The organism is Acidovorax sp. HMWF018 (genome assembly GCF_003061035.1).
GTDB lineage: Bacteria > Pseudomonadota > Gammaproteobacteria > Burkholderiales > Burkholderiaceae_C > Acidovorax > Acidovorax delafieldii.
The window spans coordinates 1-14,573 of the sequence record NZ_QAIM01000534.1 but is presented as its reverse complement, the minus strand read 5'-3'; the positions used below and the strand labels follow the sequence as shown (position 1 = coordinate 14,573).

The following is a 14,573-nucleotide window of genomic DNA, read 5'->3' as shown; positions in this document are numbered from 1 at the left end:
CGACAAGGCCGGCAACCTGTTGACCGACCTGACAGCCCGCCGCATCGACGAGCTGTTTGCCGACGGCACCATCTCGGGCGGCATGCTGCCCAAGATTGCCGGTGCGCTGGATGCCGCCAAGGCGGGTGTAAATGCGGTGCACATCATTGACGGGCGGGTGCCCCATGCCATGCTGCTGGAGATCCTGACTGACCAGGCCTACGGCACCATGATCCGGTCTCACTGACCCCGCGTGAGGTCTCCATGCGTCTGCTGTTGGTCGAAGACGATGTGATGGTGGCTAGCGGCATCAAGCTGGGGCTCACCGATGCGGGTTATGCGGTGGACTGGGTGGGCAGTGGCGAGCGGGCCGAAGAGGTGCTGCGCGCCGAGTCGTTTGACGCAGCCATCATCGACATCGGGTTGCCCGCCATGGACGGCCTGGAGCTGACACGCCGCCTGCGCCGCCCTGACATGGCAAGCCCCGCGATGCCAGTTTTGATCCTGACGGCGCGTGACGCGCTGCATGACCGGGTGCAGGGGCTGGATCTGGGGGCGGATGACTACATGGTCAAGCCGTTCGAGCTGCCTGAGCTACTGGCGCGCCTGCGTGCGCTGTTGCGCCGTTCCCAGGCCGCGACTACGGCTGTGCTGAGTTTTGGCCCGCTGGAGCTGGACACTGCCGGGCGCCGGGCCAGCATGCGCACACCGGCTGGCGAGCAGGTCATCGAACTGGGCCCGCGCGAGTGGACGGTGCTCGAATACCTGCTCATCAACGCCCCCAAGCCTGCTAGCAAAGACAAGCTGCTGCAGGCACTGACCGGGTGGGACAAGGAGATCACCCCCAACGCGGTGGAGGTGTATGTCTCGCGCCTGCGGGGCAAGCTGGAACCCCACGGTGTGGCGCTGCGGTCCATACGGGGCTTTGGCTACCGGCTTGAACTGCAGGCAACCTGAGCAGGAATTTTCCGCGCCCAGTTCGCCGCCTCGCCATGCTTTGGAAAAACTCTTCCCGGCGGCCCGGCCTGCGCGCCATGACATCGGACTTGCGCACCCGGCTGCTGCTGATGCTGGTACTGCCCCTGTGTGTGCTGGTGCTGGCAGGGGTCTGGCTGGACTACCGGTCGGCCGATGAGGCGGCTGGCCAGCACGACCAGCGTCTGGTGCGGCTGCTGCCCGCGCTGGCCGATTCGGTGCTGGCGCCGCCCATCCACGACAACGACCCACCGCTGCTGCTGCTGGCGCCGCCCATCGAAGAGTTTTTGCGCCAGAACGCGGGCTTTGCGGCCTATAGCGTGCGCGATACCTCGGGGCGCCTGTTGCTCGGAGAGGGCTGGGTACACGGCGCCGTGCCCACCACACAGGCCCCGGAGTTCCACAGCGTTGAGTTCGGCGGCGTGACGTACCGGGTGGCGGCGCAACGCGGGCGTACGGGGGCGGGCGAACTGGTCGTGGCCCTCGCCGACGGGTCGGACCCTCGCCAGAAATGGGCGCAGCAACTGCTCCTGAGGGTGTTGTTGCCCAACCTCGTATTGCTGATTGCCGCGGGTTTTGCGATCCATTGGGCGGTGCGGCAGGCCTTCAAACCCCTGGTGGGGCTTGCGGAGGCGGTGGAGCGCCGCTCTCCCCGCGATCTCAGTCCCATCGACGAGGCCGCCTCGCCCGACGAGGTGCGGCCCCTGGTGCACTCGCTCAACCGCCTGTTTGCGCTGGTCAACGCACAGGCCGAAGGGCAGCGGCGTTTTGTGGCCGACGCGGCGCACCAGTTGCGCACGCCGCTGGCGGGCTTGCAGGCCCAGGTGGAGGCCTGGGCCATGATGGCCAAGGCGGCAGCGCCGCCACGCACGTCATTCCCGGATTTCGACCGGAAAATGCCGCTAGCGCATGAAGATCGTGCACAAGGTGCTATTTTTTTGGGAGCGGATCAGATCGAGAAGCTGCGCAACGCCACGCGCCGCACCTCTCAGCTGGCGCACCAGCTGCTGGCGTTGTCTCGCGCGGACGCCCGCAGCCTGGACGCGCAGCCGCCGCAGCGGGTGGACCTCAAGGATCTGTGCGAGTCGCTGCTGGAAACATTTTTGGACGCAGCCACCGGCAAGGGCCTGGACCTCGGGCTCGATGTCCAGTTGGTGCATGTGACAGGCCATGGCTGGCTGCTGCGCGAGCTGCTGTCCAACCTGGTGGACAACGCCATCAAATACACACCTGCGGGGGGCGTGGTGACCATCCGCTGCGGACTGCGCCAGGGGCGCGCGGGCCCGCCCCGGCCCTACGTGGAGGTGGAGGACGACGGCCCCGGCGTGCCGGAGTCTGAGCGTACCCGCGTGTTGCAGCGGTTCTACCGCGTGCCCGGCGCGGGAGGCGAGGGCACGGGCCTGGGCCTGGCCATTGCGGACGAGATTGCCCGGGTACACCGTGCCGCACTGACGCTGGGCACGGGCCCCCAGGGGCGCGGGCTGCTGGTGACGGTGGTGTTTCCGCTGTAGTCGTGCGGGGTCCCCGGGCCGTCCGGACCGACAAGGGGCCTGTGCGAGAATCATTTCCACACACGATTGACTTGTGCAAACAGGTGGCGGCCCGGCCCCTCCTGGCTGCGGCAAGATGTGACATCGTGATCCACGCCCTGCAGTGATCCGACCATGCCCAGTGGCATGCGCACCGGGAGCAGGGCCCCACCGGAGTCCCTGTCCTGCATGTCTGAAATCTCGCCCCTCCCCGAGCCTGCCAGTACCGCCGAAGCGGGTGATGTTGCGGCTGCACGCAAGCGGCCCAAGCCCGGGGAACGGCGCGTCCAGATCCTGCAGGCCCTGGCCGCCATGCTGGAGCAGCCGGGGGCTGAACGCATCACCACCGCCGCGTTGGCCGCACGGCTGTCCGTCAGCGAGGCCGCGCTGTACCGCCACTTCGCCAGCAAGGCGCAGATGTTCGAGGGCTTGATCGATTTCATCGAGCAATCGGTGTTCACGCTGGTGCAGCAGATCACCGGGCGCGACGTGCCTGACCCCGCACAGCCTGCCGACGCGGGCGCGCGCCAGGCCGCCCGCATCGTGGCCCTGGTGCTGCAGTTTGGCGAACGCAACCCGGGTATGGTGCGGGTGATGGTGGGCGACGCGCTGGTGTTCGAGCACGAGCGCCTGCAGCAGCGCATGAACCAGTTTTTTGACCGCATCGAATCCACCCTGCGCCAGTGCCTGCGGGCTACTACGGCTGCATCCAGCACGCCCACGGTGGACGCCCAGGTGGCGGCCAGCGTGTTGACGGCCTTTGTGGTCGGGCGCCTGCAGTGCTACGCCCGCTCGGGGTTTCGGCGCCTGCCCACCGAGCACCTGGAAGCCAGCCTGGCGCTGATGTTGTAGCGATCCGCGCTGTTGAGGCGGCGCATCACGACGGGGGTGGCGCGGCTGCAACGGGTGGTTTGGATGGGTCTCCCTATTTTTTCCGGGGGCTTGGGGGCTGCAGGGAATTTGCTGCAGAATAGAACGAACGTTCGTTTTTATTCGTGCCCATGTCCTCCATCCCCGAATCCCGCCAGGTCACCCGCATCCCGCGCGCTCGCAGTGGTACCGGCCGTGCCTTGCAAAAAGGCCAGCAGACCAAGGCGGCCATCGTCGAGGCCGCGCTGGGCTTGGCCACGCACATCGGGCTGGAAGGCCTTTCCATCGGGGCGCTGGCAGACGTCACCGGCATGAGCAAGTCGGGCGTTTTCGCCCACTTTGGCTCCCGCGAAGAGCTGCAGATCTCCGTGATCCGCGAATACCACACCCGCTTCGAGCAGGAAGTGTTCTACCCCGCCATGTCCGCCCCGCGTGGCGTGGCGCGTTTGTCGGCGCTGTTCGACAACTGGATGAAGCGCACCTCCATCGAAATCGACTCGGGCTGCATCTACATCAGCGGCGCGGTCGAGTTTGACGACCGCACCGGCCCCGTGCGCGATGCACTCGCCAGCTCGGTGCTGACCTGGCATGCCGCCATGCGCCGCGCCATCGAACAGTGCAAGGAGCTGGGCGAGCTGCGGGCCGACACCAAGGAAGAGCAGATGCTCTTCGAGATCCACGGCCTGATCCTCGCTCTGCACTACGAAGCGCGGTTCCTGCAGACCCCGGGCTCTATCGACAGAGCCGTCGTGGGCTTTCACAACATCCTGGCGCGTTACAGCGCCACCGCGGCCGCCGCCAAGGCACCCACGGTGGCGCGCCGCAAAGTTTCCAACCAAACCACCCCATCCAAGGAGTAAACCCATGCCTACCTATACGCCGCCCCTGCGCGACATGCAATTCGTCATGCACGAAGTGCTCAAGGTGAGTGATGAATTCAAGGCGATGCCCCCCCACGCCGAAGTGGATGTGGACACCATCAACGCCGTGATCGAAGAGGCCGGCAAGTTTGCCGCCGAAGTCGCGTTCCCGCTCAACATCAGCGGCGACACCGAAGGCTGCGTGCTGAACAAGACCACGCACGAAGTGAAGACCCCCACCGGCTTCAAGGACGCGTATGCCAAGTACGTGGAAGGCGGCTGGGCAGCGCTGAGCTGCGACCCGGCCTACGGCGGCCAGGGCCTGCCCTTTGTGCTGAACCAGTGCCTGTACGAGATGCTGAACTCGGCCAACCAGGCCTGGACGATGTACCCCGGCCTGTCGCACGGCGCATACGAAGCCCTGCACGCCCACGGCACCGACGCCCAGAAGGCCCTGTACCTGCCCAAGCTGACCAGCGGCGAATGGACCGGCACCATGTGCCTGACCGAACCCCATTGCGGTACCGACCTGGGCCTGATGCGCACCAAGGCCGAACCCCAGGCCGACGGCACCTACAAGATCACCGGCAACAAGATCTTCATCAGCGCTGGTGAGCACGACATGGCCGCCAACATCGTTCACCTAGTGCTGGCTCGCCTGCCCGATGCGCCCAAGGGCAGCAAGGGCATCAGCCTGTTTGTGGTGCCCAAGTTCAACGTCAATGCCGACGGCTCGCTGGGCGAGCGCAACCCGATCTTCTGCACGGGCCTGGAGCACAAGATGGGCATCCACGGCAACGCCACCGCGCAGATCGCGCTGGACGGCGCCATCGGCACCATGGTGGGCCAGCCCAACAAGGGCCTGGCCGCGATGTTTGTGATGATGAACGCCGCCCGCCTGGGTGTGGGCAACCAGTCGCTGGGCTTGACGGAAGTGGCTTACCAGAACGCTCTGGCCTATGCCAAGGACCGCATCCAGTCGCGCAGCCTGTCGGGCCCCAAGGCCAAGGACAAGGACGCCGACCCCATCATCGTGCACCCCGATGTGCGCAAGATGCTGCTCACCGCCAAGGCCTATGCCGAAGGTGGCCGCGCGCTGCAAATCTTCTGCACGCTGCTGCTGGACAAGGTGCACAGCCACCCCGATGAAAAGGTGCGCAAGGACTCCGAAGAACTCGTGGCCCTGCTGACCCCCATCGTCAAGGCCTTTATCACCGACAACGGCCACATCAGCACCAACGCCTGCATGCAGGTCTTCGGCGGCCACGGCTTCATCAAGGAATGGGGCATGGAGCAGTACGTGCGGGACAACCGCATCAACATGATCTACGAAGGCACCAACACCATCCAGTCGCTGGACCTGCTGGGCCGCAAGGTGCTGGGCAACAACGGCGCCACGCTGAAAAAGCTGGGCAAGCTGATTGGCCAGCTGGTGGAAGAAGAGGGCGTGAACGAGCGCATGGCCGAGTTCATCAACCCCGTGGCCATGCTGGGCGACCAGATGACCAAGTTCACCACCGAGATCGGTTTCAAGGGCATGCAAAACCCCGACGAAGTGGGCGCCGCTGCCGTGGACTACCTGCGCGTGGCCGGCCACCTGGTGTTCGGCTACCTGTTCGCCCGCATGGCCCAGGTCGCCCTGCGCGAGATCGCTGCTGGCAACACCGACCCGTTTTATGGTGCCAAGCTGCAGACCGCACGCTTCTACTTCGCCAAGCTGTTCCCCGAGACCGCCACGCTGATGCGCACAGCCCGTGCCGGCAGCAAGGTGCTGATGGACACCGATCTGGCCCTGGCCTGATCGGCGCCGGATGCGGATTTCAAGCCTTTTTGCCAGGGAGCGCAGATGTTCAAAGCGGTAGCAGCTATTGTTTTGGTAGCGGGCGCGCTGCCGGCCTGGGCGCAGATGACGCCCGAAGGCCTGTGGCGCAACATCGATGACAAGACCGGCGAGGCCAAGGCCGAGATCCGCATCCGCGACATTGGCGGCGGCGTGTTGAACGGGGCGCTGGAAAAGCGCCTGTCCAAAGACGCCAAGCCCGACGAGGTCTGCGACGAATGCTCGGATGACCGCAAGGGCAAGCCCATCCTGGGCTTGGAGATCATCCGGGGTGCCAAGAAGGCTGACGGCAAAGAGGTGTGGGAAGGCGGCAAGATTCTCGACCCCGAGAACGGCCGCAACTACACCCTGCGCATGACCCCCGTCGAGGGCGGCAAGAAGCTCGAAGTGCGGGGCTCGATCGGCCCGTTCGGCCGCACGCAAACCTGGATCCGCGTCCAGTAAACCCCATTCCCGTGGCCTTGCGCGCCCCCTGCGGTGTTGCGCAACGCCCCAACCAGGAACCTAACCCATGTCCCGATTCCAAGTGAAAAAAGTCGCCGTACTCGGCGCAGGCGTGATGGGCGCGCAGATTGCCGCCCACCTCGTCAACGTGAAGGTGCCCGTGGTGCTGTTCGACCTGCCCGCCAAGGAAGGTCCCAAGAACGGCATCGTCACCAAGGCCGTCGAAGGCCTGAAAAAGCTCAAGCCCTCGCCCCTGGGTGTGGCCGATGACGCAGCGCTGATCCAGCAGGCCAACTACGAAGAGCACATGCACCTGCTCAAGGAATGCGACCTCGTGATCGAGGCCATTGCCGAGCGCATGGATTGGAAGCTCGACCTCTACACCAAGATCGCTCCCCACGTGGCCAAGCACGCCATCCTGGCGTCCAACACCTCGGGCCTTTCGATCACCAAGCTGTCCGAAGTGCTGCCCGAGAGCATCAAGCCCCGTTTCTGCGGCATCCACTTCTTCAACCCCCCGCGCTACATGACGCTGGTGGAACTGATCAACACCCCCACCACCCAGCCTGAAGTGCTGGACCAGCTCGAAGCCTTTGTCACCAGCGGCCTGGGCAAGGGCGTGGTGCGCGCGCACGACACGCCCAACTTCGTGGCCAACCGCGTGGGCATCGCCGGCATGCTGGCCACGATGAAGGAAGTCGAGAACTTCGGCCTGACCTATGACGTGGTGGACGACCTCACGGGCAAGAAGCTCGGCCGTGCATCCAGCGGCACCTTCCGCACCGCCGACGTGGTGGGTCTGGACACCATGGCCCACGTGATCAAGACGCTGCAGGACAACCTGAGCATTGAGACCGACCCCTTCTACGAAAGCTTTGGCACGCCTGCCGTGCTGAAAAAGCTGCTGGAGCTGGGCAACCTGGGGCAGAAGACCAAGGCCGGTTTCTTCAAGAAGGTCGGCCGTAATGTGATGCGCTTCGAGCTGGAAAGCGAAGAGTACGTGCCCGCCGGCCAGAAGGCCGACGAGGTGTACGCGCGCATGCTCAAGAAGCCCGCTGCCGAGCGCCTGCGCCTGCTGCGCAACGCCGAAGGCGCGCCCGGCCAGTTCCTCTGGGCCATCCTGCGCAACAGCTTCCACTACGCTGCCGTGCACCTGGGCACCATCGCCGACAACGCCCGCGACGTGGAACAGGCCATGCGCTGGGGCTTCGGCATGAAGCAGGGTCCCTTCGAGCTGTGGCAGGAAGCCGGTTGGCTCGAAGTCGCGAAGATGATCCAGGAAGACATCGACGCTGGCAAAGCGCTGTGCAAGGCACCGCTGCCCGAGTGGGTCTTCAAGGGCCCCGTGGCCGACGCCGGTGGCGTGCACACCGCGCAAGGTTCGTGGAGTGCATCGCAGAACAAGTTTGTGCCCCGCCGCCAGTTGCCCGTGTACGAGCGCCAGATCTTCCCCGAGGCCCTGTTGGGCGAAACCAGCCTGCCCGACTGGCGCACCGCTGGCACCACGATTGCTGAATCGAAGGCGCTGCGCACCTGGACGCTGGACGGCCAAGTACTCATCGCCAGCATCAAGAACAAGATGCACGCCATCAGCCCCGAGGTGATGGAAGCGCTGATGGAAGCGCTGGAACTGGCCGAGTCTGAGTACCAAGGCATGGTCATCTGGTCCGGCGACGCTCCTTTCAGCGTGGGTGCGGACCTGGAAGCCACGATGCCCGCCTTCATGGTCGGCGGCGCCGATGCGGTGGAAAGCATCGAGCAGGAGCTGCAAAACCTGATGATGCGCATCCGCTATGCGCAGGTGCCTGTCGTCGCAGCCATCCATGGCATGGCGCTGGGCGGTGGCTGTGAGCTGGCCGTGTATTCGGCCAAGCGCGTGGCCCACATGGAAAGCTACATCGGCCTGGTCGAAGTGGGCGTGGGCCTGGTGCCCGGCGCCGGCGGCCTGACCTACATCGCCCGCCGCGCGGCCGAGAACATGGCAGCTTCCACATCCAAGGACATCCTGCCTTTCCTGACCGAAGGCTTCACCGCCGCCGCCATGGCCAAGGTGGGCACCAGCGCGCTGGAGTCGCGCAAGCTGGGTTACCTGCTGGATAGCGACATCATCGTGCCCCACAAGGATGAGCTGTTGTTCGTCGCCATCAACGAAGCCAAGTCCATGGCCGCGAGCGGCTGGCGTGCGCCGCACAAGCGCCTGTTCCCCGTGGCCGGCCGCAGCGGTCTGGCCACCATCAAGGCCCAGCTGGTGAACATGCGCGACGGCGGCTTCATCAGCGCCTACGACTTCAAGATCGGCGCCATGATCGCCGAAGTGGTCTGTGGCGGCGATGTGGATGCTGGCTCGATGGTGAGCGAGGAATACCTGCTCACGCTGGAGCGCAAGGTGTTCTGCCACCTGATCGCCCAGCCCAAGACGCATGAGCGCATCCTGGGCATGTTGTCCACCGGCAAGCCGGTTCGCAACTGATCCGGACGTCGATGGATACCGGTAGACCGACATGAGCGAACACGCCCCCAACAAATTGCAGCGCTCGCTGATGCGCCTGGACGAGGCCCCCGCCTTCATGCGCGGGTTCGTGCAGAACATCATCTTGCGCCGGGCTGTGCCCTTTACCGGCACGGCCGGGGTGAAGTTCGTGTCGCTCACGCCTGAGCGGGTCGAAGTGCATCTTGCCAACGAGCACCGTGTGCAAAACCACATTGGTGGTGTGCACGCCTCGGCCATGAACCTGCTGGCCGAAACGGCCACCGGCATGGTCGTGGGCATGAACGTGCGCGACGACTGCCTGCCGCTGGCCAAGGAGCTGAGCATGGCGTTCAAGAAGCGCGCCACGGGCGGCTTGAAGGCCGTGGCCACGCTCACCGCCGAGCAGCGCGCCGCCATGCGGGCCAGCGACAAGGGCGAGGTGCAGGTGAAAGTCACCGTCACCGACGAAGCCGGTGTGGAGCCGGTCGAATGTGTATTTACGTGGGCCTGGGTTCCTTCCAGCCGCCCCCCCAAGAATTGAAGGAGTTTCACCATGGCTCAAAAACAAGTCCAGGACGCCTACATCGTCGCCGCCACGCGCACGCCCATCGGGCGCTCGGGCCGCGGCTATTTCAAAAACACACGGCCTGACGACCTGCTGGTCGCCGCGATCAAGAGCGCCATGCGGCAGGTGCCCACGCTGGACCCCAAGGCGATTGAAGACGCCATCATCGGCTGCTCGTTCCCCGAAGGCGAGCAGGGCATGAACATGGCCCGCATCGCCGTGGGCCTGGCGTTTGACCACCCTGTGGGCGGCGTGACCGTGAACCGCTTTTGCGCATCGGGCATCACCGCGCTGCAGATGGCGGCTGACCGCATCCGCGTGGGCGAGGCCGACGTGCTGATCGCCGGCGGCGCCGAGTCCATGAGCCTGGTGCCCATGGGCGGCAACAAGCCCTCGTTCAACGCCGAGATCTTTGCGAAGGACGAAAACGTGGGCATCGCCTACGGCATGGGCCTCACGGCCGAAAAGGTCGCCCAGCAGTGGAAGGTGAGCCGCGAAGCGCAAGACGCGTTTGCCCTCGAATCCCACCTGCGCGCCATCAAGGCGCAAAAGGCCGGGGAGTTCAGCGACGAAATCACGCCCTTCGAAATCGTGGAGCGTTCGCCCAATCTCGCTACCGGCGAAGTGGTGGAAAAGCGCCGCACCGTGAGCCTGGACGAAGGCCCTCGTCCTGATACGTCCCTGGAAGGCCTGGCCAAGCTCAAGCCCGTGTTTGCGGCACGTGGCAGTGTCACGGCGGGCAACAGCTCGCAGACCAGCGATGGCGCCGGTGCCCTCATCGTGGCCAGCGAAAAGGCCGTGAAGCAGTTTGGCCTGACGCCCCTGGCGCGTTTTGTGAGCTACGCAGCGCGCGGCGTGCCGCCCGAGATCATGGGCATTGGACCGATCGAAGCGATTCCTGCGGCCCTGCGTTATGCGGGTCTCAAGAGCGATGACATTGGCTGGTACGAGCTGAACGAGGCGTTTGCGGCCCAGTCGCTGGCGGTGATCAATACGCTGGGCCTGAACCCTGCGAACGTGAACCCCATGGGTGGCGCGATTGCATTGGGGCACCCGCTGGGGGCGACGGGTGCGATCCGCGCAGCGACGGTGGTGCATGCGCTGCGTCGGCACAAGCTGAAGTACGGCATGGTCACGATGTGCGTAGGAACCGGCCAAGGCGCCGCCGGCATCATCGAGGCTTTGTAACCGGCTACTGCGCGGGCCATCTGCGTCGTTGGGCGGTGCTCGGAATCCTCACGTACAGGAAGTACGTTCCGGTTCCTGTGCTCCGTCCACCTAGCAGCTGATCCCGCTCGCTACGCCCTTGAGGGCGGGGTGTGAAGGCAGGGGGAAGTGCACTGCCTGTTTTTCTTTTCCATTCAAGCTGGCGCAGATCAGCATTGAACCTAGGAGACAGACATGAACAAGCAAACCTTGCAGGTCAACGGGGCGGTGTCTTTGGCACTGCGTGTCTACGAACCCGAGGGCGCACCGCGCGCCAGCGTTGTCATCGGCGGCGCGATGGGGGTGCGGCAGTCGTATTACGAGGCCTTTGCGCTGTGGATGGCGCAGCAGGGGTTTCGGGTCACCACGTTCGACTACCGAGGCCATGGCGATTCGCTGCAGGGCGCCATGCGCGATGTGAAGGCGGATCTGTTTGATTGGGCGCAGGACTATGAGGCGGTGATCTCTGGCGCCAAGGCCGCGTTGCCTGCGCAGCCGCTGTACTTGCTGGGCCACAGTCTGGGCGCGCAGTTGCCCGGTCTCTTGAAGAAGCCCGAGCAGGTCGATGGTCTGCTCAGCGTGGCCGCAGGCAGCGGCTACTGGCGCGATAACGCGCCCCAGCTCAAGCGCATCGTTCCGTATTTCTGGTGGGTTTTGGTGCCGCTGGCAACGCGGCTGTGCGGGTACTTTCCGGGGCGTACGCTCAAGAAGGTGGGCGACCTGCCTGCGGGGGTGATCCTGCAGTGGCGCCGCTGGTGCCTGCATCCAGCCTACATGGTGGGCGCCGAGGGGCCTGCGGTGGCGCAGAGTTATGGCGCGGTGCGGTTCCCGGTGCTGGCGCTGTCGATGGCGGACGACGAACTGATGACCTTGCGTGGCACGCACAACTTGGTAAACCTGTACGCCAACACCGAGCGCCGGGTGGAGAGCATCACGCCGGCCGACCTGCAGGTGCGGCGCATTGGGCACTTTGGTTTCTTTCGCGACCAGTTCCGCCAAAGCCTGTGGCCGCGCGCAGCGGCTGCGCTGGCCGCCCTGGGTGGCGGCGGAATGCCCCACGGCGAAGTCTCCGGTACGACGGCCTGAGCGGTCGTTTCGCGGCACACTTGCAGCATGACTTCCTCTTCATCCACTTCTTCGTCTGCGTCTTCGTCCTCCGCTACCCACCCGCTGGACGAGGCGCTGCAACTGATGGCTTCGTCCGCTGCGACGGGCCAGTACGAAGGGCAGACCCACCCCGGCTACTGGAACATGGTCGGCCCGTTTGGCGGCATCACCGCTGCCACGCTGCTGCAGGCCATCTTGCAGCACCCCGACCGGCTGGGCGATCCGCTGTCGCTCACTGTCAACTATGCGGGCGCTTTGACCGCTGGTGCGTTCACGGTGCAGGCAACTCCTGTTCGCACCAATCGTTCCACCCAGCACTGGACGCTGTCGATCCTGCAGGCCGGTGCCGACGGCGCGCAGGTGGTCACCACCACGGCCACCGCCGTCACGGCCGTGCGCCGCGAGACCTGGAGCGTGGGCGATGTGCCCATGCCGCAGGTGCCACCCCCTGCAGAGCAAAAGGCCATCGTTGCCCCCTTGGGCGCTGTGGAATGGCTCAATCGCTACGAGATGCGCCCCATCGCTGGCTTCATCCCGCGCACCTGGGACGGCAGCGGCGACCACAGCCTGACGCAGCTGTGGATGCGCGACACACCACCGCGGCCGCTCGACTTTGTGGCGCTGTCCGCATTGGCCGATGTGTTCTTCCCCCGCGTGTGGCTGCGCCGTGCGCGCCAGGTGCCTGCGGGCACGGTGTCGATCACCGTGTACTTCCACGCCACGGCAGAGCAGCTGCAGGCCACGGGCACTGGCTTCCTGCTCGGCCAGGCGCGCGGGCAGGAGTTCCGCAACGGTTTCTTTGACCAGACCGTGCAGCTGTGGAACGAGGCTGGCACCATGCTGGCCACCAGCCATCAGATCGTTTACTACAAGGAATAGGAAGTCGGCCTGTCGCCCTGTGCCGTACCGCATTCCTCTCGTCCCAATCCATCCGACCCGGAACCATCATCACCATGACCGAAGCCACCCAAGACATCCTCGTCCACTCCGAAGCGGGCGTGACCACCATCACCTTCAACCGCGTGGACAAGAAGAACTCCATCACGCGCGACATGTACGCCGCTATGGCTGATGCGCTCGATGCCGCCAAGGCCGATGCCAGCGTGCGCGTGGTGGTGTTCCAGGGCGACGTGGCGATCTTCAGCGCGGGCAATGACATTGGCGATTTCTTGCAGCAGCCGCCTGCCACGCAGGACTCGCCCGTGTTCCGTTTTTTGCGCGGCATCGCCACCTTCCCCAAGCCTGTGATCGCCTCGGTGTGTGGCCCGGCCGTGGGCATTGGCACGACGATGCTGTTCCACTGCGACCTCGTTTACGCGGGCGACAACGCGGCGTTCTCCATGCCGTTCGTGAATTTGGGCCTGTGCCCCGAGGCTGCATCGAGCCTGCTGGTGCCGCAGATGCTGGGGTACCACCGCGCTGCGGAAGCCTTGCTGTTGGGCGAGCCGTTCATGGCCGAAGCCGCGTTGGAAGTGGGGCTGGTCAACCGCGTGGTGCCGCCGACCGAGTGCAATGGCGTCGCACAGGCGCAGGCGAAGAAGCTGGCAGCCAAGCCGTTGTCGTCGCTCATCGAAACCAAGCGGTTGATGAAGGGCGGGCAGACGGCGAAGGTGCTGGAGGTGATGGCGGAAGAGGGCGAGAGCTTTGGGCGCATGCTGCGTGAGCCTGCGGCGCGGGAGGCGTTCTCGGCTTTTATGGAGAAGAGAAAGCCTGATTTCAGCGCGGTTTGATTCGCTAGTTCTGAGGCATTTTGGGCTGCTGGCGCTTGTATATAAAGCGCTGGCAGCTATTGTTTTTATAGCTCGTTCTCGCCCCATCCTTTCGGGTTGAGCCTACCGAAGCTTGTTTTGGCGGTGGCTACTGCATGCCCGTGTGGAGTGCGGGAGCCGGGAGTCGCCCGGCGTGCGAGTAACTTTCTTTTGCTTCGCCAAAAGAAAGTCACCAAAGAAAAGGCGACCCCCAGTCTGCGACCCCTTCGCTGTGCGAAGGGGCAAACCTGCGGCGGGGCGGTTGTGGGGTGCGCCATGGAACTCGCTTTGCGCTGCGCGCGCCGCTCGGACAGCCACGGCGAGTCAGAGCACGAAGCACGCGCGCTCCGACGCGCGTGCCACCCCACAACCGCCCCGCCGCAGGCGCAGCCAGCAGGGGGGTGGGCGGCCGAACATCCAACAGCCGAATAGCCAAGCAGCCGCACGGGCCTTTGCTGCGCTCGGCCCCATCTCGCGGGCGCACGCGCCACGCGCTGCGAGAGCTGGGCCGAGCGAAGCAAAGGCCCGTGTGGATGTCCGATTCGCGGGTTCCCTTCTGGATGCGCCTGGGGCGCGCAGGGCGCGGGGTGGCATGCGCGTCGGAGCGCGCATGCTTCGTGATCTGACTCACCGCAGTTGTCCGAGCGGAGCGCCAAAGGCGCGCAGCGAGTTCTGCGGTGCACCCCGTGACCGAGCACCCCAGGTTGCCCCGCAGCGCAGCGAAGGGGTCGCAGACAGCAGGGTCGCCCTTTCTTTGGTGACTTTCTTGTCGAGCAAGCGAAAGAAAGTTACTCGCCTGCCGGGCGACTCCCGGCCTCCGTCCTTCGCATAGGCACGCGATCTGCTTCCAAATGAATAGCAAATCAGGCAGTGAATGCTGGCGCTTAAGGCAACGCTGATTAAGGTCCACCATTGAGAGGGGTCAAACGTTATCCGCAGATGAAGCAGCAGACCTTGGCAATGGCCGCAGATCAAGACAA

At 65.1% G+C, this 14,573-nt stretch carries 13 protein-coding genes and 1 pseudogene; 13 read left to right on the top strand and 1 reads right to left on the bottom strand.

Annotation, left to right across the window (positions count from 1 at the left end; all coding sequences use genetic code 11):
* From DBR23_RS22750 to DBR23_RS22690, 13 genes and pseudogenes are all read left to right on the top strand, one after another.
* Positions 1-226 (top strand): annotated as a pseudogene (locus DBR23_RS22750) (acetylglutamate kinase); the annotation flags it as partial.
* Between the two features lie 17 nt (positions 227-243).
* Positions 244-936 (top strand): response regulator transcription factor, encoded by a 693-nt coding sequence (locus DBR23_RS22745; RefSeq protein ID WP_056059420.1) that lies wholly within the window; start codon positions 244-246, stop codon positions 934-936.
* A gap of 77 nt (positions 937-1,013) precedes the next feature.
* On the top strand, positions 1,014-2,465 hold the full coding sequence (locus DBR23_RS22740) for a sensor histidine kinase (RefSeq protein ID WP_108499670.1): 1,452 nt from the start codon (positions 1,014-1,016) through the stop codon (positions 2,463-2,465).
* Positions 2,466-2,672: 207 nt separating this feature from the next.
* Positions 2,673-3,335 carry a nucleoid occlusion factor SlmA gene (gene slmA, locus DBR23_RS22735; protein ID WP_108499669.1) on the top strand — a complete coding sequence of 221 codons (663 nt, stop codon included), beginning with the start codon at positions 2,673-2,675 and terminating at the stop codon, positions 3,333-3,335.
* A gap of 149 nt (positions 3,336-3,484) precedes the next feature.
* On the top strand, positions 3,485-4,213 hold the full coding sequence (locus DBR23_RS22730; protein ID WP_108499668.1) for a TetR/AcrR family transcriptional regulator: 729 nt from the start codon (positions 3,485-3,487) through the stop codon (positions 4,211-4,213).
* A gap of 4 nt (positions 4,214-4,217) precedes the next feature.
* Positions 4,218-6,014, top strand: coding sequence for an acyl-CoA dehydrogenase C-terminal domain-containing protein (locus DBR23_RS22725; protein WP_015012460.1), 1,797 nt, complete (start codon positions 4,218-4,220; stop codon positions 6,012-6,014).
* Positions 6,015-6,059: 45 nt separating this feature from the next.
* Entirely contained in the window at positions 6,060-6,497 is a 438-nt protein-coding gene (locus DBR23_RS22720) for a DUF2147 domain-containing protein (RefSeq protein ID WP_108499667.1), read from the top strand.
* A 67-nt stretch (positions 6,498-6,564) separates the two neighbouring features.
* On the top strand, positions 6,565-8,967 hold the full coding sequence (locus DBR23_RS22715) for a 3-hydroxyacyl-CoA dehydrogenase/enoyl-CoA hydratase family protein (protein ID WP_108499666.1): 2,403 nt from the start codon (positions 6,565-6,567) through the stop codon (positions 8,965-8,967).
* A gap of 31 nt (positions 8,968-8,998) precedes the next feature.
* Positions 8,999-9,508, top strand: a complete 510-nt coding sequence (locus tag DBR23_RS22710; RefSeq protein WP_056059404.1) for a DUF4442 domain-containing protein — start codon at positions 8,999-9,001, stop codon at positions 9,506-9,508.
* 12 nt (positions 9,509-9,520) lie between these two features.
* A complete protein-coding gene (locus DBR23_RS22705; RefSeq protein WP_108499665.1) occupies positions 9,521-10,720 on the top strand; it encodes an acetyl-CoA C-acyltransferase in 1,200 nt (399 codons plus the stop codon).
* A gap of 213 nt (positions 10,721-10,933) precedes the next feature.
* Positions 10,934-11,824 (top strand): alpha/beta fold hydrolase, encoded by an 891-nt coding sequence (locus tag DBR23_RS22700; RefSeq protein WP_108499664.1) that lies wholly within the window; start codon positions 10,934-10,936, stop codon positions 11,822-11,824.
* 27 nt (positions 11,825-11,851) lie between these two features.
* Positions 11,852-12,724, top strand: coding sequence for an acyl-CoA thioesterase II (locus tag DBR23_RS22695; RefSeq protein ID WP_199227782.1), 873 nt, complete (start codon positions 11,852-11,854; stop codon positions 12,722-12,724).
* Between the two features lie 74 nt (positions 12,725-12,798).
* Positions 12,799-13,575 carry an enoyl-CoA hydratase gene (locus DBR23_RS22690; RefSeq protein WP_099731277.1) on the top strand — a complete coding sequence of 259 codons (777 nt, stop codon included), beginning with the start codon at positions 12,799-12,801 and terminating at the stop codon, positions 13,573-13,575.
* Positions 13,576-14,220: 645 nt separating this feature from the next.
* Here DBR23_RS22690 and DBR23_RS31570 read toward each other — a convergent pair.
* On the bottom strand, positions 14,221-14,573 hold a 353-nt coding region (locus tag DBR23_RS31570), incomplete at its 5' end, for a hypothetical protein (protein ID WP_233250683.1).